Source organism: Paenibacillus sp. 2TAB19 (assembly GCF_052115185.1).
In the GTDB taxonomy this organism is placed as follows: Bacteria; Bacillota; Bacilli; order Paenibacillales; family Paenibacillaceae; genus Pristimantibacillus.
This window is the reverse complement of record NZ_JBFRGE010000089.1, coordinates 1-22,950: the sequence shown is the minus strand read 5'-3', so window position 1 is coordinate 22,950 and position 22,950 is coordinate 1. Positions and strand designations below refer to the sequence as shown.

Below are 22,950 nucleotides of genomic sequence, written 5' to 3'. Positions count from 1 at the left end.
GTCCGACAAGGCTACAAATCTTGGTACACAAACAATTTTACGTCATCGACTTTCAGCTAAGCGTCCCCAATTAGTTCGACTAAATGCCGTTATTGCGCTAATAACGGAAGGGGATGTGTGCAAATGAGTAGCAACAAAAAAAGGAACTTACAAACAGCAAGCCCAGCTCAGCCCGCTCCCTATAAGCCCCTCAACGCATCAATTCGTAAGATCAGCGAATATGCGGACGTATTGCTCATACCGGCCTTCCCATTTCCCTTTGCGGAATTCGGGCGTTACGAGATCTCTTTCACCCTCCAGCAGCATACCGATGACATCCAGACAAACGTCCCAACCTGCAATATCTCGCGGCGTATGGCTCGTAATCGTCTTTATGATCTCGGTAAAAACCAACTTGCACCCGCCAACGCCATCTTCATAAAGCTCGAATCGGACGCGGTCTGTATCCCACGTATACTCCAGCACAGAGCCAGTCCGGAGCTCCGTAATGACCATGTCTTCGAAAGTTCCGTCCTGCATATCGAACTTGATTACTCCGCCTTCGCGAAGTTCATCCACCCGCAGCTCAGAGAACCATATGGGCAGCTTATCGTTGTCCGTCAGCCAGGACCATACCTCCTCCGTGGAATGCGTCCAGTAACGCTCGAATCTAGCCATGTAACCCGCTTCCGCTTTCTGTACGACAGCTAACATGCAACATCTCTCCTCTTCACGTAATGATAGCTTAATGCCATAATAAGTTAAGGAATACGACCAAACAACAAAGGGAGTCATTTCATTTGAAAAGCAAGAAAGCTTTCATCACGCTCATTACAAGTCAAATCGTATTTATTATTTTTATAGGTTTTATTGGGTACGCTATGCTTTCCTAAGTTCAAGCTCTACCGCTACGTTGACTWCAAAAATTGCTCCCAGCCCTGCTCGAAGTTGTTCCTCGTCCACTCCACATGACCGTTGTCTTCATAAAGTCGGTAAGCGCATTCGATGGTTAGAATGAGGTCCAAATATAGGCTGTACAGGGCTCTCCGGCTGTTCTCGGCATCCGTCAGTCCGTCCTTTCCATACCCTTTCAGGAAAGCTTCAGATAGATTGAGGCGGCCAAAGTAAACCTCCATCAGCGGGTCGCCCCATAACGCCCGTTCGAAATCGATAATACCGGTAATTCGTCCATCCTGAACGAACACATTGCCAGACCATAGATCCCAGTGGACCAGACGCGGCACGGTCACCTCATCCAGACAATCCAAACGGGCAGCGATTTCTTGTTCGATCACCTCATAAGCGATAGGCAACGCAAATCCCGCAGCACGCCCGTCCTCCAGCACGTCCAGGATCAGCTTATGGAACGTTTCCCGCCAAGAGCGATTCTGTCTCTCGCCCTCCTGATCGTCCGCATATAAACCGAACCATTCGCCCGTCAACTCATTAATCCGCCGATTATATTGTCCAAGCTCGAACTCAATCCCATAACGCTCCGCCTCGGACATGCTTTCCTTCAGCTTGTTATAAGTTGTGCCCTCCAGCTTCTCCATGACAAAAAAATCACTGCCAACAATGTCATCATCCACGCCATAAGCTAGCACGTCAGGCACCGGGATGCCGCCAAGCTCCTTCATTCGTCTTAAGGTCTCGACTTCCGTCTTCATTAAGCCCTTCTCATAGCTCATCATCTTCATGCTTGCTAGCGGCGCAACCTTCATAATAACCGTTTTCCCGTTCGACAGCTCAATCCTGTAAGCCGTATTGGCCCAGCCGTCCGATAGCTCCTCCACTTGCACAGTGTTAACGCCGAAGGTTCTCTCTATCAAGCGCGACAATTGTTCATTCGTTACTTTATGCTTCATTCCGTTATCCATAGCGATCTCTCTCCTGCCTTGCTCAAAGTTGCGCATGGCTGCCTGCTCCATCGTCTGCTGCTCATACCTTAACTAGCGCTACTTGACTCATTCTCCAATGCCAGAAGGATTCCTTCCAAAAAGCACAAAAAAAACGCCTCATCAGCCGCCCGAAGGCTAACGAATGAAACGTCCTCGTTATATACTCTTATTGCTGTTGCTCTACTCCTGGATTTTCTAAGCATTCTTTGCAGTAAGCTTCCACCCAAGCATGCTCATCCTCTTCCAATTCGAAGTCCACATACTGATTCGACGTCCGCTTCAAAAACTCGTATTTCGCAATACGCGACTGCTCGCCATCGACTACGTAGATCACGCGAAGACTGATACCCTCTGCCGAATACAGCTCGTCTTCTTCGTCAATATTTAAGTCAAGCACGAACTCATAGCGCTGCCCGGTCAAAATACCGAACGGATCCTTCAACAGCTCCATGCTATATTCCGTTACCTCGAACATCTCTTCCACTCTCATCCACTCCTAGGGGTGTATACATCAAGAAAGAAAGGCAGTTCAATTCTTGCGAAGCAAGCATCGGACTGCCGCTAATAATACGAAACGATTACAGGTTGCTAAGCGTTTCTGTCAACACAGGAACGATTTGCGATTTGCGGGATACTACGCCTTTAAGTACAGCTTTGTTATCAGCAAGCGTAACATTGTAAGCTTTCTCAACCGCACCGGCTTTGTTGCCGAGCGCAAGCGCTACGGAATCGTTGTTAAGGATGTCTGTAACGACGAACACGAACAGGTCAAGACCTTTGGATGCGATAATGTCGTTAAGAGCCGCTTCTACTTCTGCTTGTTTCGAAAGCACGTCGTTCACGTCAACCGCGTTCACTTGCGCGATCTCCACTTTGTAGCTGCCCATTGCGAATTCTTTCGCATCGAGGGAAATCAATTGCGCTACCGATTTGTCGCTCAGGTCAGCGCCGGCTTTCAACATAGCAAGACCGTATACTTGCGGGTCAACGCCAGCGATTGCCGCCAATTCGTTAGCTGCTGCAACGTCCTCGTCCGTGCAAGTCGGCGATTTGAACAACAGGGAGTCCGATACGATAGCAGAAAGCATCAGGCCTGCGATTTCCTTGCGAATCGCTACGCCGTTCTCTTTATACAATTTGTTAAGAATTGTAGCTGTGCAGCCAACAGGCTCAGCGCGGAAGTAAAGCGGTGCGCTTGTCTCGAAGTTAGCGATGCGGTGGTGATCGATAACTTCTACGACACGCACTTTATCAATGTCATTCGCGCTTTGTTGGCGCTCGTTATGATCGACCAAGATAACTTCTTTCGCTTCGTCAGCCACGTTCTCGACAAGACGCGGTGCTTCGATACCGAAGTAGTTCAGAGCGTATTGCGTTTCGCCGTTAACTTCGCCAAGGCGAACAGCTTCAACGTCTTTACCCAATTTCGCTTTCAGTTCCGCGTAGGCGATCGCCGAAGTGATTGTGTCAGTGTCTGGGTTTTTGTGCCCGAAAATAAGCGTTTTAGTCATTTCGAATACTCCTTAATCATTATATTAGGCCGGGCTGATGCCTCCATACTGAGTGGCATTACCCGACCTGATCTGCATTTAACCAACATTATACCGCTAAGTCCATCTTATTCCTATACTTATACACAGAATTATGACCGAAAAATAACAATCCAAACCCGATACGGAGGACCGATCGCCTTAATTACACCCTAAAACGTTTGTTAAGCGATGTCAATTCAGCGGATAGCTCCCGCATCGATTCAGAGGACGAACGAACCTCCTCCATCGATACGATCTGGTTCCCGGAATTGTCGGCAATGCCTCCGAAATGCTGGGCCGATTGACGKGAGATGCGCTCCATCTCTTCTACGGAGGCCGCCACCTCCTGCGATTCCGCCGATACTTCCTCCGAAGCGGCGGACACTTCCTGGAGCTGCTCGTTCACCGTCTCCAGTCCGTCCACGATGAAGCGGAATGCATCGCCTGCGTCCTTCACAAGCTGAAGCCCCGTCTCGACGCGAGCCGCGTTCGACTCCATATCCGACGACAGGCTTGTCGTCTGCTCAAGAATATCGCCGATCATTACCGATATCTGCGTTGCGAAATCCTGCGATTGATTCGCAAGCTTGCGCACTTGCTCTGCGACAACCGCGAAGCCCCGTCCGTTCTCTCCCGCGTGGGCAGCCTCAATCGCCGCATTCAAGGCGAGCAGGTTCGTCTGCGCCGCGATGTCGGCCATGACCGAAGTAATCTCGCCGATCTCACCCGATCGGCTCTCGAGATGCTTCGTCGCGGCAAGCATCTTCGTCGCAGACTGATGCAGCTCATTCATCTCTTCCGTCACGTCGACGATCAATTCGCCGCCGCGCGTCGTCTGCTTCATCGTCTCGCTGGCCACGTCCGCCACGACCTGCGACGATTCCGTAATGCGAAGCATGCTGTGCGTCATGCTCTCTACAGCCTTGGTCATGTCGGCAGCGCGAACAACCTGAATGTCGGCGCCGCCAGACGCCTCATGGATGCTGGCCGAAATAAGGCGGCTTGCTTCCTCCGTGCTGCGCGCATGGCTGGATACGTCCTCCGAGACAGACAGCAGCCGCTCCGAGCTGTCTCGCATACTCTGAATGACGGTACGCGTATTCGTTACGAGCTGCTGGAAGGTGCTTGCCAGATGTCCGATCTCGTCCTTGCGATTCACAGGGATTTCTACCGTCATATCCCCTTCTCTTACCTTAGCCACATGTGATGTCAATTGAATAAGCGGCCTTGTCAAATAGCTCGCCAGAACGACAACGAGCAAAATGCCAGCAATGATAATGCCGATCGTCACTAGGATGGTCGTCCTACGATTGTCGGCCATAAGCGCATAGATGTTCGTGGCGTCGAAGTCCGCGCCTACAATGCCGAGCATCGTACCGTCCTTCGCCAAGAGCGGCACATAAGCGGTAATCGTAGCGCCGTATTCCTCGTCATTCGTCAGTTCGCCAACCTGCGTCTTGCCTTCGGCAAACGCCTTTACCATACCTGGATAGTGATTGTCCTCCGGCTCGCCGAGCGGCGAGAAGTCATCCTCCGCTACGTCCATCGGCGCGCCATCGACGACATAATAATACGTCTTGTCTCCGTTCTCTCCTTCCGATTCTGCGAGCGTATACAAATATTTAAGCCCGTTCGTCTCTCTAAGCGCGTTCATCTTCTCGCGAAGCTCGAAATAATAATCCGTTTCGCCTGACTCGGCACTAAGGGCGGCATAGGCGTCAGGATCGACAAGACGCGCCGCACTCTCGGCTATAAGCTGCGCCTGCGCTCCTAACGAATTTTCTACGAGTCCCGAAGCCGACCCATAAATCGTATAACCTAGTATTGCGCCCGCTAACACGATCAAGCTTGAGAAAAATAAGACCATTCTCGTTAATAACCGATTCAACAAAGATCCCCCGTTCTTTCTTTCATCTGTTTGACACTATTTTACAAGATTCAACGGCATTTACGCTATCGTTCTTTCCAAGGGAAATGCGCAAAAAAAAAGATACTCAGTCAGCCCCTCAATCGAAGGCCAACCGAATATCTTTTTTTGAACAAAATCTGATTATCCTCTGTAGCGCTTGAGGAATTGTACAGCCTTGCTAATGTCGGCTTCCGGATTCGTGCCAACCTCTCGTTCGATCGTCAAATAACCCTTATATCCAATGTCATGCAGCGCCTTCAAATAACCGTCCCAATTCACTCCGCCTTCGCCGAGCGGAACTTCGCGGAATGAAGAGCCCGACTCGGCCATATTCGCGATCTCTTCGTGATTGAGCTCCTTCTCGTAGCCGAATTGCCCGTACACATCACGCGGATCGATATCCCCCAGCTTCACGCCGTCCTTCGCATGCGTATGCACGATATAATCTTTAAGCGTATAGACGCCCTGAACCGGATCGTCTCCGGTCACCATGACCATGTTGGCTGGATCGAAGTTGACCGCAACGCCCCTCGAACCAAGACTGTCAAGGAACGACTTCAAATGTGCGGACGTCTCAGGACCCGTCTCAATAGCGAAGTGACTGTTCATGCTGTTGGCATATTCGCTTAGCTCTACGCAAGCCTTATGCATCGTTTCGTAGATGCGGCTGTTCGTATCATCAGGTACGATGCCGATATGAGTGGTTACGATGTTCGTACCGAGCTCCAGCGCCAGCTCCATAATGCGCTTCGACTTCTCGATCTTCGCCGGATTCGCCGCCGGATCTTGGAAGCCGTGGCCGCCAAGATCACCGACTAATGCCGACACATCAAGGCCAAGCGAATCGATATAAGCTCGCCATTCGCGTCTTGCAGCCGGAGATAGATTGGCAGGATCAAGCTCGCCCGATACGGCATACATTTGCACGCCGTCCGCTCCCACCTGCTTCGCCTTAAGCAAGCCCTCCTTAACGCCAATCTGGAAGCTGTCGACGATAACGCCAATTTTATTCGTCATAATTGGTGCAGCCATTAAGATTCCTCCTCGTTATGAATTAGATTATTGCTCATTCCATATGCGCTTCACATATTCGAAGCCAAGTCTTGTGCCAAGACGGCACTCTTCCATACCCTCGAACTCAATCGATATATAACCATCATAACCGGCTTCCTTCACTTTGCGTAGCGCCCCCGGAATATCAATATCGCCGTGACCGGAGATAGCGCCGCGCAGCCAATTGCCGCCGGACGTTCCGAACCAGCCGTCTCTCGCCGAGTAAGACGCGGGACGGTAATAGAAGTCCTTCACGTGCAGCATCGATGCGAGACCGATATTGCTTGCTACCGCTACAACGGGATTCTCGTCCACGCATAGGAAGTTGCCGACATCAAGCGTCGTCTTGAAGTTCGGACGATCAACCGCTTGCACGAGTGCCTTCACGCGGTCGCTATGTTGAATGAAGTAGCCATGATTCTCCACGCTTGTTGTGATGCCGTATTGTAACGCATAGTCGGCAACTTGGCGGCAAGCTTCCGTTAGACGCGGAAGCTGCTGCAGGAAGTGTCCGATCGTAGTGTCCGACGAAGAAGCGACATCATGACGCATCCGCTTCACGCCGAGGGCAGCCGCGATATCCACCTCGCGCTTCACGCGCTCCACCTCGGCAGCGAATGCCTCGTCGTCTAGATCGGCGAAGTTCGCGCCGATCGCATAGTTGGAAAGCTCAATGCCGCGACTCTCCGCATGATTGCGGATCGTATCGACCAGCTCTGGGTTATTCGTCAGATCGAAGCCAAGAGGGACGATCTCGACATGCTCCGCTCCCAGATCGGCGACATAATCGATCACGTCTGTGACCGACATCGCACCGGAGCCCAGTGCTTGGTATAGACTGTACGTGCTAATTCCTAACTTCATAGACGAACCTCCGCACCTTTTGCTGCGGATTCGTAGATGCCGCACAAAATTTTCATAATTTCAACGCCGTCTTCCACCGGGCTGATCGGGGTTTTACCTTGCTGCACGCAATCGATGAAATGATTGATTTCGTTTTGGAATGCGGTATCGAAATTGAATCCTTTGTGATCGGTTTGCGGATAAATGTTCAGGATCGTATCGTCCTTTTCCGTAACAATCACCATCTCCGGATCGATCTCGAAACCGCCTTTGTCGCCATACAGCTTAACTGCGCCTTCATTATCTTTCGCATGAAGCGTGAAGCTGACATCAACAAGCAGCGAAGCGCCGTTCTCGAAGCGGATAAGCGCATTCGCGAGATCCTCCACCGAGTTTTGCGTCGGATCATAGTCAGCCGCTTTGTAGAAGCTCAGGTTTTTCACGTTGGAGCGGTTGCCCAGCTTCCTATACGTATTGGCGCTGACAGATACAGCTTTCGGTCTGCCCATCATGTACCAGCAAAGGTCGATGACATGGACGCCGATGTCGATCAGCGGACCGCCGCCGGAGCGTTCCTTGTCAGCGAACCAGCCGCCTGGGTTGCCAAGACGTCTGATTGTTGTTGCTTTCGCGTAATACAGCTCGCCGAACTCGCCTTTATCGACCATCGAGCGCAGCAGTTGCGCATTGGAGTCGTAGCGGCGGACGAAGCCGACCTGCAGCAGCTTGCCGGATGAAGCAACCGCCTCCTGGACGAGAAGCGCGTCTTCCACCGTGCGGCAGAGCGGCTTCTCAACGAGCACATGCTTGCCGGCGTTAAGCGCGGCGATGCTGATCTCCGCATGCGTGTTGTTCCACGTACAGATGCTGACCGCTTCAATCGCAGGATCAGCAAGCAGCTCGCGATAGTCCGTGTACACTTTGGAAGCGCCGTATTTGTCGGCAGCCTTCTGTGCGCGCTCCTCGTTCAGATCACATACCGCGTAAAGCTCGGCGTTTGGATTATTTTGATAAGATTGAAGATGACATGATGAGATAGAGCCTGTTCCGATAACTCCAATTTTGACCGCTTTCATTGCCAATCTCTCCTCTAATTGTTGTGTAGTATGACTAGCTTATAATTTCGTATTATAATGAAAAAATAGCAGATCACCAATGCAAGTGTGTGCGGTTTTTTTGTATAATCGTGCTGCCGATATGACTGCAGGCATTATCTACATAATCATGAGGGAGTGGAATGAAACCTTGACGGATCTTTTCGAATCGCTGCGAGAGCCTATGGACATGCCGAACCCCCATTTTCCAATCAAGGTGCATAGAACGACGTTCAACGAAAATGGCGAAACACTGTTTTCGAGCCATTGGCATGAGCATTTGGAGTTTCTTTATTTTGTATCGGGCGAGGCAATCATTGAGTGCGGCGGGACGGCCATTCACGCTGCCGAGGGCGACCTCATCGTCGTCAATAGCAATGAACTGCACTCCGGAATCAGCATGTCTGACCATTTGTTCTACTATGCTCTCATCGCCGATGTCTCTCTGCTGCATAGCCAGTCCGTTGACGACGCCGAAACCAAGTTCATCACTCCGATGCTGCAGAACAGGCTTCTGCTGCACAACCATATCCGCGGCGACAAGCTGGCTTCGGCTTGCATGCTTGCGATCATCCACGAGCTTCAGCATCGCGAATTCGGCTATGAGCTGGCGATCAAGTCCGAGCTGTACCGGCTGCTGACGCTGCTGCTGCGCAGCCATGTCGCCACGGTGCTGACCGAGAACGAATCCGACGAGCGCTTGAAGAACATCGAGCGATTCGCTCCGATCTTCAGCTACATCGATGACAATTATCAGGAAGCGCTGACCGTAGAGCAGCTCTCCGCCATGGCGGGTCTCAGCCGCTATCACTTCAGCCGCTTATTCAAGGAGCTTAGCGGCAAGACGGTTACCGAATATGTGACCGCTACCCGGTTGAACCAGGCCGACCATCTGCTGCGCCATACGGCGCTTACCGTCTCCGAGATTGCGGCAGCGACCGGCTTCAGCGATATCTACTACTTCAGCCGCACATTCAAGCGCAACAAGAAGGTGTCCCCATCTTCGCTTCGACGCAACTAGCAGGTCTTGGTGCGGGCATAAATAGTGAGGCTAATCTCACTAGCTATAAGCCCATCCTCACTATTTTCCCCTGCTTTCGCGTCTAGCTCGCCTATTAGTGAGTTAAACCTCATTCGCCATGAACCTAGCTTCACGGCGAGTGAGGTTTGGCTCACTATTTTCTGTGATCAACTTGTAACAGCCCCATTTAGTGAGATTATCCTCACAAATCAAGGAACCCCCTCACTATCTGCTCCCCTACTCCAACTTCTTCTCCATTGTGTTCTGTATTTTCCATATTTGTTGCATCCCTATCATCGTTTGTCCGTAGTACAGTAACGATGAACCATAATCGTTCCAAGGGAGGACACATATGAGTATCGATCTAAGGAAACGCGCAGAAGAAAGTCTGATCGACCTATCCAAGAAAGCTACCATCTCTCTTACCAAAAAAGGATTAAACGGCGTTCGTGCCCGCGTGGCGCTAGCGCTCGACATCTCAGGCTCGATGAGCGATCTGTTCCGCAAGGGCGTCGTACAGCGCACCTGCCAGCGGACGCTTGGACTAGCAATGAACTTCGACGACAATCAGGCAGCCGATGTATTCCTGTTCGGCGTTCGTGACCATGCTGCAGGCGAGATTGCCAAAAGCAATTTCTACGAGTTCGTAGACCGCGAGATCATTCGCAAGTATCAGCTAGAACCGGGCACGAACTATGCAGGCGTCATTCGCCGCATCATTGACTTCTACTTCCCGAAGGCGCTCCGCAAGAGCGGCAAGACCGGCTCCTTCTTCGGCCTCGGCGGCAAGCAGAACTACACGATCGACGCATCGGCCTATCGCAATCAGGTGCCGGTCTATGTCATCTTCGTAACGGACGGCAACTGCTTCGATGACGCCGACACCGAAGAAATGATACGACTTGCCTCCGAACTCGGACTCTTCTTCCAATTCGTCGGCGTTGGCAACGAAAGGTTCGCGTTCCTGGACAAGCTCGACAACCTGCCCGGCCGCTTCATCGACAACGCCAACTTCTTCAGCGTCAGAAGCTTGGACCGCATGAACGACGACGAACTGTACGACAAGCTGCTCGGTGAATTCCCTTCATGGATCAACGAAGCGCGCAGCAAGCAGCTTATTCAGTAATCACAATAAACGAACAAATCCCCTTGTGGTCGACAGTCGACCGAGGGGATTTGTTTATGGTTATATTGTTAATACAAACGCTTCGTATAAGTCTCCTCTAACGAATCCTTAACTTGCTCTTCTGTTACTGCCATTTTATCTCTAACATGTGCAGCAATTATTTTTGAAGCAGATGGCAACTCGCTCGTTGGCAGCCTGCTGTCCGGGGTCCATAATCCTGAACGTTTAAATGCTTTGGCGCAGTGGATATAACACTCTTCGATTTCAATTCCGATCCCCATTATCGGAAGTTTTCCATTCACAGCCGTCTCACTTAGTAATGCCGGATCTCGAGTAACGCAAGCTTTGCCGTTTATTCGGAACGTCTCTTCCATACCTGGAATCATAAAAATGATCCCGATGTGGGGATTTTGTAAAATATTTTGTATGGAATCCATCCGCTTATTTCCCGGTCGTTCTGGGATGAATAGATGTTTCTCATCAACACATGCACAAAACCAGGCGCATCTCCTCTTGGCGAAGCATCGCATAAGCCTTCATGATTAGATGTTGCTAACACGATGAAAGAGGACTTTTTAATAAACTCTATACTATTAGAATCCAAAGCATGGATGACTTTATTAGAGGCAAGCGTACCCGGGTAACCAATCTCAGAACGCATTGATTCTAGTTCATCTATCGACGTTATTTGATTGTTAAATACGGATTTCATTTTCTCCATCTCATTACTCCATTCTTTATAATCCAAATCTTTCAACTATCATTTGAGCAACCGTTTCCGGAGTAAGATTGGTGTTATTGATTTTCATGTAATTGCGATCATCAAATTCTCCTGGATGCGAATTCAATCTATGCAATTCCATCGTTTTTAACAGATCCTGTTCTGATCGTTCAACGTTTTGTTTAGTAGGCTTGTGCAATAAGCGATTTTCACTTTTATTGCGCTCCAGCCTTACTTCAACGTCTGCTTCAAGCTCAACTAAACACACAGATCCGCCTTTAGATTCAAATATACGGCTCACGTTCTCAATATACTCCCAGTCAGCGGGAATATCTAAGCCCCATACGTATGTAAAAATCAAGCCTTCCAAATCACTAACCGCTACTTCCTTGAAAATCTCTTCTCGAAAAAGACCAACTAACCGTTTGCCAGTCTGACTCCCGTAACTGAAGAACGGAGAAACGAGCTCTATCGTCATATGATTATGAAATAATTTCAAATCTGTTCGTTTGGCCAACTCTTGTCCTACCGTCATTTTACCAACCGCTTGCGGCCCGAATATAATCACTAGTTTCATGGTAATAGTCCTTTCAAGATATCATCTGATATAGATTGGGATATCGTATCCCGATTGAATTCATTTATCTCTACCAGCTTAACTTGCTTTAAGGATTTGATTTTATCTATTTCAGGATGACTATCCACAGGAATTGTCCCAACAACCATACTATTATCAGAGACAATTTGCTGCACTATTTTTTGAAAAGCTGCAGAAAGCATCTGCATAAAGCCAATCTCATCGATGACAATTATTTTCTTCGTACTCATAGCTTCCTCTAATAATGTTATAGCGAATTTTTCGAATGCTTCTATATTAACTCCATATCTGCCAACTCGAATCTGACTTTGACTTGACACATTAGCTATTTCTACATGTTCTCCACTAATAGACACACATCGAAATCCTATCCGATCACTTGAATTCTTTATTTCTTCTGTATAAAACCCGCCGCAAATATCAGGCCCAATGTCGTGAATTAGTTTTTTAATCATCGTTGATTTGCCTATTCTAGGCTTCCCTGTAAGTAGGAATAMATGTTCATTCAACGATTAACACCACCCTTTTGTAAAAGGTTTTATATAACTTATTTCACTATTAATCTCTTGAGATCACTAATTCTTTCAGCGAATAATCCCAGAACGAATTTCATGGTTCTTCGCGATGTGATTCCTCAAAAGATCATGTTGCTCACTATCTTTAATAGACCCCTTTGGTATGATCCAGTACTGTTTTTTATTGTGAAATAATAAGTAGTAATCGTTATTTTCCCATACCTTCTCAAAGTAATTCCATTTCACTTTAGAAGCAGCTTCTGCCACTCTCAACTCAATGCTCTCCGAATCAAAACTCATCTCAATTTGCTGATTAAACTTCGGATCCTTTGCCATCTTGTTAGGTATGATTACAACCTGGGAAACGACATTCAACAGCATCGCTGCCAACACGCCAAATGATATGTAAAGTAGGGTATTGGCGTCGGACCACAACGCAATCAAAAAACAGCAAATAAACAATAATAATTCTAACGACAGGATGATTCTATACTTTATTGAATTGAATAAGATTAAATTAGCAACACGGCTAAAATGATTTCCATACGTGAAGTTAATACTCTCCATAACTCTAGCTCCTTCTACATTTTCCCTATCGGTCTCTTTCACTATACCACCTTCTAAGCTGGTTAATATGAGCTTGATGGTAACGGCTATGATCAGCCATATGCCACAGCCCCCAACGTATAGTTGCTCGCTTTTCATTTTCATGTCCGAAAGTTACAAGATTACCAAGATCAGCGTCTGTTATTTGTTCACATGATTCCTTTAACATTTTTATCACAGCTTCATAATTTGACATAAGTGTGTTCAATGACACCCCATTGACCATCGGAAGCCTATTATTTTCATCTATCATAGGGCCATATAGCTCTCTTAATGACGGAGGAAGCGGTTGTCCCTTTATTCTATAAACCCAGTTCAGATCAACATACATAATATGTTTGATTAATTGAGCTGTACAATTAAAATTGTTATATGGTCCCTTGTAATCGATTTCATCTTGCTCCATGCCGTCAGTGATTAATTGTAGCCGTTGGTTATTCTCTTTAACTGCAGAATATAACATCCCTACAATAGGTGCCATACCCGCTTCTCCTTGTAAGTCGTAAAGCATCCTTACTCTTCCTCCTCTAATGCGAGTTAGTACTCTATTCAACTCTCAATCAACGCATCTTTAAGATGCGTAACATCACCATGAAGAATAATTGAATGTTTATCTTTATGGATTTCAATTTTACTTAAACAGGTTGGATGAATATATGGCGGCTTCCACAGATTGTTTAATGCTCGATTCTCAAAATACGCCATGATGAGTTTAACTACGACAGTGTGAGTTACAATGAGTATGGACTTGCCCGAATATTCTTTTATAATGTCATGTAGCAGATTTACCGAACGCCTAGAAACATCAGAAAACGTTTCACTATCCTGCACTTTAAAGGCTTCAGGGTCGTCCCAAAAATTATTATATTGCAAGGGGTCTACGCTCTTTGCTTCTTCTTGGGTAATGCCTTCCCATATCCCTAAGCTTATCTCTTTAAGTTCATCGCTAGTATGAATATGTACTTCTCTTTCATCAGCTATTAACTCGGCCGTCCTAACAGCTCTTGGACTTGAACTCGAGAAGATTACGTCTATTCTGTCATTAATAAGGGACTCCCCTAACCATTTGGCTTGTTGAATTCCTAGTTCAGTGAGGGGGGAGTCATTGTGTCCTTGAAATCTATGTTGAATATTCCACTCCGTTTGACCATGTCTAGTAAGATATATAGTGGTTACTTCGTTCATCTATTTGCCTCTTTCATGGAATTAGTAATTTGAATGACTACCACATGTTCCCATTAAGATCAATGAATTTTAGAACCCATCCAAATCCTTCATCTTGATAAAAAGTTATTTCTACCTCAATTTCTTTCAAATGATCATGTAATTTATGTATGTGATTGGTGCTGTAGAGCAACACAGGCATCAGTTTTCCTTTGAATATAAAGCATCTTTCACCCTAAACACTCCTTCATACTGTTTTCTATAATAAGGAAGGATTATTAATTAAATTGTCGAAACTTAGCATATAAGTATGATATTGAATGTAGAGGTATTCTTATGGTTCGTTCTACAGAAAACTATGAAATATTGTGTAACCATGTTGAAAAATATATCGGCCCAATTGAAGGTGTTTTTCGGGAAATCGTATCGGATTTGGTATCGATTGATGTTATAGTAGCGGCCCCTACTTCGAAACGGAATTATTATACACTGGTGACTTATGGGATGAGCGAATTGCCTATGACTGTTCCTGATGGGGCGGAGGAATTCCGTTATTCCGAGCTTATGATCTGCTTGCCGCCAACTTGGAAAATATCGGACGAAGCCTTTAAAGATGAACGCAATTTCTGGCCTATTCGCGCGCTCAAAACACTTGCAAAATTCCCGCATGAACATAACACTTGGCTATACTTGGGGCATACACTCACGAACGGTAATCCAACAAAACCATACAGCGAAGACTCGAAATTCCAAGGTATGCTGCTTGCAGTACCAGACGTTGAAGATAAACAAGGTTTTTTCAATTTGGATATATCCAATGAAAAAGTCGTACACTTCTTCACATTGATCCCAATCTACCAAGAGGAAATGGACTACAAGCTGAAACATGGCATGGAGGCTTTGTTTGGGAAGCTAATAAAAGCAGCTACGGACGATGTCGTTAATCTAAACCGCAAGAATACTTGTAAAAAAGTTTTTGGTCTCTTCTAGAACTCATTTAGACGATCCCCTTTATCACAACAGCGGTAGTCATGGACTAGTTAATAAATATCCCTGACCGCCGCTGCCTTCCCATTATATAAAAAACTTCATTTAACCTTCTTATAGAGTACGGTTATAGTCGTAACCGATCGCCTTTAGGAAAGCACGCGCGATCACAGCATGTCCCGCCATGTTCGGATGCACGCGATCCCAAGCAAGTGTTCCCGGATAAATATGGGTTAGCACTTGGTTAAATGCCGCCTGCGTATCGACGAAATGAGCATCATACTTATCTGCAATCTTTTTGACAACCTTACCGTACTGATCCATTGTGCTGCGCATCGCATCTGCCTCGTTCGGCTCGATGTAGAAAGGAGTCATTAATACAAGCCCTTGTAGTTGTGATCTCGTGCTAGAGACCAATTGTTCAAGCGTGTCTTCATATTCATCAATATAGACATGCTGCTCAGTCTGCGCAGGCAGATCGTATTGACGCCACACATCATTGATACCGATCATAATCGACAGCCAGTCCGGTTTTAAATCCAATACGTCCGTCTGCCAACGCTCATTCAAATCACGCACCGTATTGCCGCCCGTCCCCATATTCACAACACGGATCCCAAACTCCGGATAAGCCGCCGTCAGCAGCGCATCAACAAGTGATACATAGCCTTTCCCGATGGCTCCAAATAGCCCTTCCCCTCGCGGTCTAGCCCGGTCGCAATCCGTAATCGAATCTCCAATCATAACGAGCTTTGATTTTGGTTGTAATAACATCGTTATAAATGCCTCCTTTTGGTTTGCCGATAATTTTGTCCCATAAATCCGTCAAGTCGCAACCTTACTTCAGGCCACTCTCTTTCCATGATACTGTAATAGAATGAAATACGTATAATGCCTTTTGAAAAATAGTATATCTCCATTCAAGGCGTTATTAGAAATCAATCACCATCACTTCTTGATTGCTTGAGATCCTTTATAATCAAATCAAGACGCTCAATAATTCTTTCATCGTTATCCAGTTTTTTCTTTGTATTAATTTCAATTCTTACAAGCGTAAAAAGAAAAGCCAATACAATCAGAATTGGAAAGATATACTCCAGGGTACTCTCCTCCTAAGCTAAAAATAAAYCTCTGCCAATAAAGTTTGCAGTAACTGGTTGCTTTCCGATTTCCCGTGACCATATAGACAATTGGCCGATGTGATGGATTTCGTGGGCGATCACATGCCGCATGACTTCGCCGTATTTATGGGCCTCGCGTTCCCCTTCATCCGTGATATCAATCATAATTCGGTCTTCCATGCTGTCATTCCAAGCATAGACAAATGGAGCAACTTCCGCGTGGCAACGTTCAGAGAAATCTATAATATGCTGCACACTGGCCAATTTCTCGAACGGTGGAATTTCAATCCCTTTTTCTTGTATTCCACCGCAGATCCAGCCGTACTCGACCGCAACAATGTGATACAGTGTAGGAAGGATATATCCTATGCCGCCTGTACGTTTCTTCAGCAGTTCTTCTTCACTCACCGTTTCGCACCATTTGAACCAATCATGGCGGACTTGCCAGTTATACTCGAATAGCTTCAACATGCTGCAGCCTCCTTAACTATTCATTAAKAGTTATTTGGTTTATATAATATTGAATACCGGCTCGATCTATATCTGAAAATTGTAGAGGGTTATCTTCCAACATCTCTACTAAATCTCTTAGCTTGATCCACCTAATGCCTGCTGTTTCGTCTCCTGATTCCAGCAATTCTCCGGTTGCTTTACATCTGAAATAGTAACCAAGTGAATCTACCGGACCTTTTACAGTTTGAAATGCTACAAAAGGTTTAACACATTCTACCTCAAAGTAATTTCCTTCAGTAACGATTCTTAATTCTTCGCCTTCAATTTCAGAAAGATCCAAGCCGGTTTCTTCTTTCACTTCTCTTCTCAAAGCTTGTATTAATGATTCGAATGGTTCAATTCGCCCACCTGGAAGTTCAATTGTTACTGGCTCATTCGGTTTTACTCTATTTTGAACTACTATTTCTATATGGCCATCAATATGTCGTTCAATGATTGCTCTTGTATTCACATAAAACATAATAATCAACCTCTCAGTTAATCTTTTATCTTATAATTTCCTTTGTCTACAAATTCTTCTTTATATTCATCTTGTGGATCCCATATCGACCAAGCAGCTTCTAATAGGTTGCCTTCATTATCTCTAAAATAAAAATATTTGGCTTCTCCAGCTCCAAGGGTATGTAAATCTTCAACGTTAATTCCTTTATTCTTTAACAACTTATGGGTTCTTTCAATATCCGGGCAGTTTAGTGCCATGATCGGAAATGAGTTTCCATTCCTTTTTATTTCCATTGGTTGTTTATCTATGGTTTCAATTAGTAATAAAGCTATTGAATTCAAATGAGGATGATGTAAAACGGCTAAATAGGAACCTCGGTCCTGAAACTTCTGTATTAACTTAAAATCCAAATTCTCCGTGTACCATGCAATGGATTCATCGATTCTTGTTGTAGGTACATATACATATCCAATACGAGAAAAAGAAAATTCACGCTCCACTGAAATCACTCCTTGGTCTTATGGTTTAAAGTTTTACTTACTTTATTAGTAAGATGCCAAATGTGGTTGTGATCTATCAAATCGTTGTAGTAATTCCTACAACGCTTTTGTATTCACGCAGACCAGAAGACTTTACCTTCTAGAGTTATCTTAGAAAACGAACTTCCCAAACGCCAGTTCTGCCAGACAATACAAATATACCACTACCTGTAAATGTTGGTAATGGTATATTTGTATCTTTATTAATCTTTCCAGATCGGCTACCTCTATTGCTTGCATGAAGATCTCATCATRCTCTTAACTTATTTAAATTGTTCAATAATACTGGTATCGCATTATAAAAATAAAGAATTAGTTCTTTCATCTTATCCTCAAAATCAACGCTATCCGGAGCTCCAATGTTTACAGGAGTATTCCGCCCATTATAAATTTCATTGAACAGATAAATTTCCTTGTTGTACTCTTCCCGTACATAGTCCTTATGTAAACCGCTCATTCCAATGATGTAATCATTGTTAATAAAGGCATCTTCGCTGAACTGAGTTCTCTTAAATTCCGATGCATCTATACCCATGTCCTTCATAATTTGAAAATGAAGATCTGAATAGTTGCTGATATCACTGTTAGCTCTTATTCCTGAAGAAGCAATATAAATATCGRTAATATTGTTCCGCTTTAAATAACTTTTAGTGCAAAACTCAGCAATCACGCTGCGAGTAAAATTATCTGTGCATAAGAATAAGATTTTCACACGAATCAACCCTTTCACGTTTCTTGCTTCGATCTTCTTATACCGTCGTTGTGTGTTCAGGACTCCGAGAGGCTCTTGCCTTATAAAATATCCATGTCTTAAACAATGATTCTTTATCTTTATGTGTCGCTATTCTATTCCGATAATGGAAATCTTCCATTGAAACTTTCAGCTTACCGGTTGGCATAACTGGCTCATGACAGATCCATTCATCAAATTGAACTTTCCCATGGCCTGACGCTTCAAATTTATCTTTTGGAAGGATGTATACCATCCCTTCTGTCCAAGGCTTATTCTTCATTGTGGATTCATTTATTGAATAAAAATGATATTTCTTGCTTCGGCCAACAATACAGCCATTCCTAAAACTTCCGATTAACCGGCTTCGATTGAATATTGCAAAAAAAATGGACCAGATCGGGTCTGAGGATGCAAAAACGGCTTTCGTCATTTTTCCGTTATATAGAGTTTGTTCGCGGGGTTCAAAGCATTCAATATTATGATTGTTAGAGCCATGAAAAACATAGTTACCATTCAAAGATAAATACCTTAAGAATCGAGACTTTTGAAATGGTAACTGATCATTAATCAAACGCCCCTCTTTAATTGTTAAAGCCAATTCTTCGAATTGAGCAATTTCATCATTGGAAAATACAGTGTTAGGAGATGAATATAACAAAATCGATAACAGAAATGAAATCATCTATTTGGACTCACCTTCTTATTCTGTTCTTGACTTTAATAACATGAATATCGACTAAGAGCAGCTACATCAAGCGTTTCTCATAAAACACAATCGTCATTTTGTCGTTAATTTGTTTTATCTCTCCGGTCTTTTGATAACCTAATTTTTCATAGAGATAACAATTACCCTGCTCTTGTAATATTGTATCCAACTCCCAAAGCCTCGCACCGTTATAAGTTTCTTCGATAATGGAAAATACCTTTTGAGCAATTCCTTTCCCTTGAAATTCAGGCAAAATAAAGATTGGGCTGACGCGGTAGGTTTGATTCTCTTTTCTTACGATCCTAATTGCACCTACGGATAGATTTGAGCTTTTTATAATGTAATAGTCCGTGAACGATTGCTTTAATCGATCAATAATTCGTTCCAAAGATTCATTAGCAGGACTGGTATCATAATCTCGATATTTATATAATAAAGGTTTGAATGCTTTAATTTGTATTTCGTGAATAACCGATGCTTCCTTAAGACTTGATTTGAATAACGTAATATCCATTTGATTACCCCTTACGCTCAAATATTGTTATCGTCATGAAATTCAATACAAAACGGCTGCATTTCAGGTCTCAAACAGTATTCAATTCTTTGTCTAAAATCTTTYCAAGTAACCTTTTTCAGTGCTTCTTCTATTGGAAAAAAGCCTGAATCCAAGCTCTCTTCCGATCTTATCAATTGTCCGCCTACAGGCTTCGCTAAAAACAGTGCGTTGCAAACTGAATTCCCTACGTTCTGAAAGATTCCGCAGAATTTAATAATCTCTATATCGATTCCGGACTCCTCTTTCGTTTCTCTTATGGCTGCATGGCTTAAGGCTTCTCTTTCTTCAACTTGTCCGCCAGGCATCTCCCAGCCTCTTCTAGGTCCTTTAATAAGCAACAATTCGTTTTTTTCATTTATAACAATAGCAGCTGCGGAAACAATATGCTTAGGTGGGGTCATAAAAGTCTCTCCCTACTTATACTAGTATCTATTCCAGTTTCGATTCCATCATATAGATGAAGTCTTCGACCCACAGAGAATCAAACAAAATATCTCCTGATTTCTTCATCATCCCATACTTGAACTTCAATATATCTCTCTGGTCCTTTATCCCCACTCTTGTTCCAGTCTTGCGGAAAACCGTATTCATTGATAATTTCTATAATTTCTTTCTTATTGAAGACTTGTTTACGGTATGGTTTTCCGTCTAGATATCTCATTGTTGGAAAGAGATCGCCATATGTAAAACTAATTGATTCTTCTAAAAACTTATCCCATGGTATCACGATAGCATCCGGATTCGTATACCATGTCTCAAGCCAATCACAAGCTCCTAATGTCATGTAATGAGGAAAAGAATTTTTGGGCTTTCCACCTTTTGCGATAAATTGATCGCGAGCTAAAAGCTCTAGTTCTCTTCGTATGACCATATAGTCATTCGTTCTCTGGCTTGCGAAAGTCTTTCCATCTCGTCTAATGCACTCAGAGACTTTATTCGCTTCACTCACAGAAAGTTCTGATAAGTTCTTAAACGGTCCTATATCTTTTTCAAAGTAATGATGCATATAGAGTGTCATGTGATTGTTCCTTTGCTTTGAGATATCATTCGAAGACTTCATCTAACGTTATTGTTATTCTCAAAAAACAAATCATTTTTCAATGCGTAATAGAGCTCTTCAATTTTGTAAAGTGAACCTGGTGAAGCTTGGACGATAAGTTCAATGAATTGTGAGCCCATCTCGTAAAAGGTAGTTCGACTGTATGGTTCATTCCTTCCTCCGTGATTCAAATTAATTCCCAGAAAAAACTTGACCTGATTCTCAATGTATCTTGCAAATCCCTCTTTCCATTCTTGCCAAACCATATAATCGACTTGCTCAGTAGTCAAGCACACTTTAAGTTTTCTTCTTGTCGAACCTATTAACTTGTCATCCTTCTTATCTAAACTTTCAAATAATGACCTTGTGATTTCTATGTACCGATTGTCCGCATAAGGGAACGGGTAGTTTAATTCCCATGAATCGCCTGTGTTTGCTGACCGTTTGGCTAAATCAATATGTTCCCTCAATGGCATTTCGCATGTGTGGTACTGGTAACAATGCACAAACTCATGAAAAATAATCACTTGCTCACTAACAGTGTCAAACACTTCTCCAGTTACAACAACAGCTGCTTGATTCTGCATGCATTCCAGCGGAAAAGCAGCCCTGACACCTACTGGTAAATCCATGGTATCAGGTTCACTATGTGATAAACTGTAGCTTCCTTTCTTATATTCAAAGATGTGTAGCTGTTTATCCTCAACAATCGCAATCGGGAAATGTTCACTTAGCAAAGGATGAATGCTTTTCACCTTGTCTTGTAGTTCTAGTAATGCTTTGAACTTATTCGAATATTTCAATGCAATATCCCTTTCCATTCAGCCACTCCTTAAATTCATTTTCACAAAAGTTGCCCCACTCCGAATGCAACTGATATGCCTCTCTGAGTCCCCCCTAACTTCTGGCGGATCGAGGGCCCGAATCTCTATTCATTCCACAGTCTTGTTACTTCTTTTAATTCTAAATTTTCAAAACGTAATTTATAAATATCTGGTTTCTTTAATTGATTTAAAAAATCCAAACCATAACTTGAATCAAAATAATTCATCATCAAAGTCATTACAAGTCCATGTGTTCCGATAGCTACTTTTTTCCCGGAATGTTCTTTTAATATGTCTTTTATCACTGATATCGCTCTATTCTGGCAATCAGAATTAGACTCCCCACCCGGTAATGAATAATCAAAATCATTAAATTTCCCGTTAATAACTGACAATAACTCAGCATTTTCAATAATTTCTCCAGCAAAATACCTTTCCCTGAGATCTTCAAATGTTTTGATTTCTACTCCCAAGTATTGTGCCAATCCCTCAATACTCAGTATTGCTCGGTTATACGGGCTACATATAATAAAATCTATTCCTTCTCCTTTAAGAATTTGTGTAACTTTCTCAACATCGCCCTTGCCCTTAGTGGTGAGTTCTCTTGTTCTTTCGGTTCCTTCAGTGTATGGTGATTCAGCATGCCTAACCATATAGATGATGGTCTTCATATATCCTCCTTCAAATCTAACTTATTATATTACTGTGATTTCACATAACGTTGTTGTATTCACGAACCCGAGAGCCTTAAGTGACCGAAGGGCACAGGTCGTCAGACTTTGGCTCGCAGTGGTTGTCCAGCTGATTCTACTTCCTCGCCTTTCAACTTCGGCCGGACCGTAGGGCGTAAGCCCGCAGCGTGAATACGGTGTTATATGCTGTCGGGCCTTCATTGATTTATCTTACACAATTCGACTTTTGTCCCGTTTTATTTGTTTTTCAGTCTTTATAGTCTTTGTCGTCCTTTCCTGATTTATCGATATTTACAATCCTATCACTATTGGATTATTTATTTATCTTAATCCCTACCGTTATTGATAGAGCAACAGTTACACCAGACAATACAAATATACCACTACCTGTAAATATTGGTAGTGGCATTGTTCAATCTTTATTAATCTTGCCCGATTGCATATAACGTTGTTGTATTCACGACGTCCCACCACCTTAAGCCCCGAAGGGGCGCTCGCGATGCGGTTAGATGATGCGGATGTGTCTGACTGAATCTGCATCTTCGTTGCTGAAATCTTTTCTCCGAATTCACCTCAGACTCCGGTCCGGACCGAGGGTCGAATAGCCCGAAGCGTGAATACGTTGTTATGTGATGCAACTGCCACCCTCGAAACTGCTTACATACGGAATGAATTGAATTTATTAATTACCTCTAATCTGTCATTAATGTTATTTAAATCGATTATACGTCTTACGTCT

Annotated in this window: 27 protein-coding genes and 1 pseudogene; 3 read left to right on the top strand and 25 right to left on the bottom strand. The window is 44.3% G+C overall.

The features are described 5' to 3' along the window. Window positions 1–198: 198 nt before the first annotated feature. From AB4Z33_RS26505 to AB4Z33_RS26470, 8 genes are all read right to left on the bottom strand, one after another. Window positions 199–693: an SRPBCC family protein gene (locus tag AB4Z33_RS26505; RefSeq protein WP_442052774.1), complete on the bottom strand. Its 495-nt coding sequence runs from the start codon at window positions 691–693 to the stop codon at window positions 199–201. Window positions 694–887: 194 nt separating this feature from the next. Next, on the bottom strand, window positions 888–1,892 hold the full coding sequence (locus AB4Z33_RS26500; protein ID WP_442052773.1) for a phosphotransferase family protein: 1,005 nt from the start codon (window positions 1,890–1,892) through the stop codon (window positions 888–890). A 151-nt stretch (window positions 1,893–2,043) separates the two neighbouring features. Then, on the bottom strand, window positions 2,044–2,352 hold the full coding sequence (locus AB4Z33_RS26495; protein ID WP_442052776.1) for a DUF6509 family protein: 309 nt from the start codon (window positions 2,350–2,352) through the stop codon (window positions 2,044–2,046). 103 nt (window positions 2,353–2,455) lie between these two features. Then, entirely contained in the window at window positions 2,456–3,388 is a 933-nt protein-coding gene (locus tag AB4Z33_RS26490) for a manganese-dependent inorganic pyrophosphatase (protein WP_337100065.1), read from the bottom strand. A gap of 184 nt (window positions 3,389–3,572) precedes the next feature. Next, window positions 3,573–5,297: a methyl-accepting chemotaxis protein gene (locus tag AB4Z33_RS26485; RefSeq protein WP_442052772.1), complete on the bottom strand. Its 1,725-nt coding sequence runs from the start codon at window positions 5,295–5,297 to the stop codon at window positions 3,573–3,575. A 162-nt stretch (window positions 5,298–5,459) separates the two neighbouring features. Beyond that, on the bottom strand, window positions 5,460–6,350 hold the full coding sequence (locus AB4Z33_RS26480) for a sugar phosphate isomerase/epimerase family protein (RefSeq protein WP_442052771.1): 891 nt from the start codon (window positions 6,348–6,350) through the stop codon (window positions 5,460–5,462). Between the two features lie 27 nt (window positions 6,351–6,377). Continuing rightward, window positions 6,378–7,235 (bottom strand): sugar phosphate isomerase/epimerase family protein, encoded by an 858-nt coding sequence (locus tag AB4Z33_RS26475; protein ID WP_442052770.1) that lies wholly within the window; start codon window positions 7,233–7,235, stop codon window positions 6,378–6,380. After that, complete coding sequence (locus tag AB4Z33_RS26470; protein WP_442052769.1) at window positions 7,232–8,290, bottom strand: Gfo/Idh/MocA family protein; 1,059 nt, start codon at window positions 8,288–8,290, stop codon at window positions 7,232–7,234. Before AB4Z33_RS26470 ends, AB4Z33_RS26475 begins: the two co-directional genes overlap by 4 nt. A gap of 121 nt (window positions 8,291–8,411) precedes the next feature. On the opposite strand from AB4Z33_RS26470, the gene AB4Z33_RS26465 reads away from it, so the two are divergent. Next, complete coding sequence (locus tag AB4Z33_RS26465; RefSeq protein WP_442052768.1) at window positions 8,412–9,329, top strand: helix-turn-helix domain-containing protein; 918 nt, start codon at window positions 8,412–8,414, stop codon at window positions 9,327–9,329. 352 nt (window positions 9,330–9,681) lie between these two features. Next, window positions 9,682–10,455 carry a VWA domain-containing protein gene (locus AB4Z33_RS26460; protein ID WP_442052767.1) on the top strand — a complete coding sequence of 258 codons (774 nt, stop codon included), beginning with the start codon at window positions 9,682–9,684 and terminating at the stop codon, window positions 10,453–10,455. Between the two features lie 68 nt (window positions 10,456–10,523). On the opposite strand, the pseudogene AB4Z33_RS26455 reads toward AB4Z33_RS26460, so the two are convergent. The 6 genes and pseudogenes from AB4Z33_RS26455 to AB4Z33_RS26430 form a co-directional block, all read right to left on the bottom strand. Then, window positions 10,524–11,167, bottom strand: a pseudogene (locus AB4Z33_RS26455) (pyridoxamine 5'-phosphate oxidase family protein). A gap of 25 nt (window positions 11,168–11,192) precedes the next feature. Continuing rightward, the gene (locus AB4Z33_RS26450; RefSeq protein ID WP_442052766.1) at window positions 11,193–11,753 is read right to left on the bottom strand and encodes a shikimate kinase; all 561 of its coding nucleotides are present in this window, start codon (window positions 11,751–11,753) and stop codon (window positions 11,193–11,195) included. Then, window positions 11,750–12,283, bottom strand: coding sequence for a nucleoside-triphosphatase (locus tag AB4Z33_RS26445; protein WP_442052765.1), 534 nt, complete (start codon window positions 12,281–12,283; stop codon window positions 11,750–11,752). Before AB4Z33_RS26445 ends, AB4Z33_RS26450 begins: the two co-directional genes overlap by 4 nt. Window positions 12,284–12,358: 75 nt before the next feature. Next, window positions 12,359–12,898 (bottom strand): YcxB family protein, encoded by a 540-nt coding sequence (locus AB4Z33_RS26440; RefSeq protein WP_442052764.1) that lies wholly within the window; start codon window positions 12,896–12,898, stop codon window positions 12,359–12,361. Next, a complete protein-coding gene (locus AB4Z33_RS26435; protein ID WP_442052763.1) occupies window positions 12,882–13,406 on the bottom strand; it encodes a DinB family protein in 525 nt (174 codons plus the stop codon). The genes AB4Z33_RS26440 and AB4Z33_RS26435 overlap by 17 nt, the downstream gene beginning before the upstream one ends. Before the next feature lie 38 nt (window positions 13,407–13,444). Next, on the bottom strand, window positions 13,445–14,080 hold the full coding sequence (locus AB4Z33_RS26430) for a histidine phosphatase family protein (protein ID WP_442052762.1): 636 nt from the start codon (window positions 14,078–14,080) through the stop codon (window positions 13,445–13,447). A gap of 315 nt (window positions 14,081–14,395) precedes the next feature. Between AB4Z33_RS26430 and AB4Z33_RS26425 the strand changes: the two genes are divergently transcribed. Then, entirely contained in the window at window positions 14,396–15,049 is a 654-nt protein-coding gene (locus AB4Z33_RS26425; RefSeq protein WP_442052761.1) for a suppressor of fused domain protein, read from the top strand. A 111-nt stretch (window positions 15,050–15,160) separates the two neighbouring features. Here AB4Z33_RS26425 and AB4Z33_RS26420 read toward each other — a convergent pair whose 3' ends face one another. From AB4Z33_RS26420 to AB4Z33_RS26370, 11 genes are all read right to left on the bottom strand, one after another. Continuing rightward, entirely contained in the window at window positions 15,161–15,820 is a 660-nt protein-coding gene (locus tag AB4Z33_RS26420) for an SGNH/GDSL hydrolase family protein (RefSeq protein ID WP_442052760.1), read from the bottom strand. A 338-nt stretch (window positions 15,821–16,158) separates the two neighbouring features. Continuing rightward, the gene (locus tag AB4Z33_RS26415; RefSeq protein WP_442052759.1) at window positions 16,159–16,638 is read right to left on the bottom strand and encodes a DinB family protein; all 480 of its coding nucleotides are present in this window, start codon (window positions 16,636–16,638) and stop codon (window positions 16,159–16,161) included. 16 nt (window positions 16,639–16,654) lie between these two features. After that, on the bottom strand, window positions 16,655–17,140 hold the full coding sequence (locus tag AB4Z33_RS26410) for an NUDIX hydrolase (RefSeq protein ID WP_442052758.1): 486 nt from the start codon (window positions 17,138–17,140) through the stop codon (window positions 16,655–16,657). 17 nt (window positions 17,141–17,157) lie between these two features. Then, window positions 17,158–17,622: a VOC family protein gene (locus AB4Z33_RS26405; RefSeq protein WP_442052757.1), complete on the bottom strand. Its 465-nt coding sequence runs from the start codon at window positions 17,620–17,622 to the stop codon at window positions 17,158–17,160. 289 nt (window positions 17,623–17,911) lie between these two features. Continuing rightward, complete coding sequence (locus AB4Z33_RS26400) at window positions 17,912–18,373, bottom strand: arsenate reductase/protein-tyrosine-phosphatase family protein (RefSeq protein ID WP_442052775.1); 462 nt, start codon at window positions 18,371–18,373, stop codon at window positions 17,912–17,914. A 37-nt stretch (window positions 18,374–18,410) separates the two neighbouring features. Next, window positions 18,411–19,076 (bottom strand): hypothetical protein, encoded by a 666-nt coding sequence (locus AB4Z33_RS26395; RefSeq protein WP_442052756.1) that lies wholly within the window; start codon window positions 19,074–19,076, stop codon window positions 18,411–18,413. A 64-nt stretch (window positions 19,077–19,140) separates the two neighbouring features. After that, the gene (locus AB4Z33_RS26390; RefSeq protein ID WP_442052755.1) at window positions 19,141–19,614 is read right to left on the bottom strand and encodes a GNAT family N-acetyltransferase; all 474 of its coding nucleotides are present in this window, start codon (window positions 19,612–19,614) and stop codon (window positions 19,141–19,143) included. A 17-nt stretch (window positions 19,615–19,631) separates the two neighbouring features. Continuing rightward, window positions 19,632–20,057, bottom strand: a complete 426-nt coding sequence (locus AB4Z33_RS26385; protein WP_442052754.1) for an NUDIX hydrolase — start codon at window positions 20,055–20,057, stop codon at window positions 19,632–19,634. An 80-nt stretch (window positions 20,058–20,137) separates the two neighbouring features. Further along, window positions 20,138–20,674 (bottom strand): hypothetical protein, encoded by a 537-nt coding sequence (locus AB4Z33_RS26380; RefSeq protein ID WP_442052753.1) that lies wholly within the window; start codon window positions 20,672–20,674, stop codon window positions 20,138–20,140. A 38-nt stretch (window positions 20,675–20,712) separates the two neighbouring features. After that, a complete protein-coding gene (locus AB4Z33_RS26375) occupies window positions 20,713–21,516 on the bottom strand; it encodes a hypothetical protein (protein ID WP_442052752.1) in 804 nt (267 codons plus the stop codon). Window positions 21,517–21,623: 107 nt separating this feature from the next. After that, window positions 21,624–22,190 carry a histidine phosphatase family protein gene (locus tag AB4Z33_RS26370; protein WP_442052751.1) on the bottom strand — a complete coding sequence of 189 codons (567 nt, stop codon included), beginning with the start codon at window positions 22,188–22,190 and terminating at the stop codon, window positions 21,624–21,626. Window positions 22,191–22,950: the final 760 nt, after the last annotated feature.

Bases quoted from the DNA above. Each gene is read 5' to 3' on its own strand.
- AB4Z33_RS26465 (WP_442052768.1), top strand. From the start codon at position 8,412: ATGACTGCAGGCATTATCTACATAATCATGAGGGAGTGGAATGAAACC.
- AB4Z33_RS26380 (WP_442052753.1), bottom strand. From the start codon at position 20,674: ATGACACTCTATATGCATCATTACTTTGAAAAAGATATAGGACCGTTT.
- AB4Z33_RS26430 (WP_442052762.1), bottom strand. From the start codon at position 14,080: ATGAACGAAGTAACCACTATATATCTTACTAGACATGGTCAAACGGAG.
- AB4Z33_RS26480 (WP_442052771.1), bottom strand. From the start codon at position 6,350: ATGGCTGCACCAATTATGACGAATAAAATTGGCGTTATCGTCGACAGC.
- AB4Z33_RS26425 (WP_442052761.1), top strand. From the start codon at position 14,396: ATGGTTCGTTCTACAGAAAACTATGAAATATTGTGTAACCATGTTGAA.
- AB4Z33_RS26420 (WP_442052760.1), bottom strand. From the start codon at position 15,820: ATGTTATTACAACCAAAATCAAAGCTCGTTATGATTGGAGATTCGATT.
- AB4Z33_RS26395 (WP_442052756.1), bottom strand. From the start codon at position 19,076: ATGATTTCATTTCTGTTATCGATTTTGTTATATTCATCTCCTAACACT.
- AB4Z33_RS26390 (WP_442052755.1), bottom strand. From the start codon at position 19,614: ATGGATATTACGTTATTCAAATCAAGTCTTAAGGAAGCATCGGTTATT.
- AB4Z33_RS26495 (WP_442052776.1), bottom strand. From the start codon at position 2,352: ATGTTCGAGGTAACGGAATATAGCATGGAGCTGTTGAAGGATCCGTTC.
- AB4Z33_RS26375 (WP_442052752.1), bottom strand. From the start codon at position 21,516: ATGGAAAGGGATATTGCATTGAAATATTCGAATAAGTTCAAAGCATTA.
- AB4Z33_RS26475 (WP_442052770.1), bottom strand. From the start codon at position 7,235: ATGAAGTTAGGAATTAGCACGTACAGTCTATACCAAGCACTGGGCTCC.
- AB4Z33_RS26470 (WP_442052769.1), bottom strand. From the start codon at position 8,290: ATGAAAGCGGTCAAAATTGGAGTTATCGGAACAGGCTCTATCTCATCA.
- AB4Z33_RS26370 (WP_442052751.1), bottom strand. From the start codon at position 22,190: ATGAAGACCATCATCTATATGGTTAGGCATGCTGAATCACCATACACT.
- AB4Z33_RS26460 (WP_442052767.1), top strand. From the start codon at position 9,682: ATGAGTATCGATCTAAGGAAACGCGCAGAAGAAAGTCTGATCGACCTA.
- AB4Z33_RS26450 (WP_442052766.1), bottom strand. From the start codon at position 11,753: ATGAAACTAGTGATTATATTCGGGCCGCAAGCGGTTGGTAAAATGACG.
- AB4Z33_RS26435 (WP_442052763.1), bottom strand. From the start codon at position 13,406: ATGCTTTACGACTTACAAGGAGAAGCGGGTATGGCACCTATTGTAGGG.
- AB4Z33_RS26490 (WP_337100065.1), bottom strand. From the start codon at position 3,388: ATGACTAAAACGCTTATTTTCGGGCACAAAAACCCAGACACTGACACA.
- AB4Z33_RS26505 (WP_442052774.1), bottom strand. From the start codon at position 693: ATGTTAGCTGTCGTACAGAAAGCGGAAGCGGGTTACATGGCTAGATTC.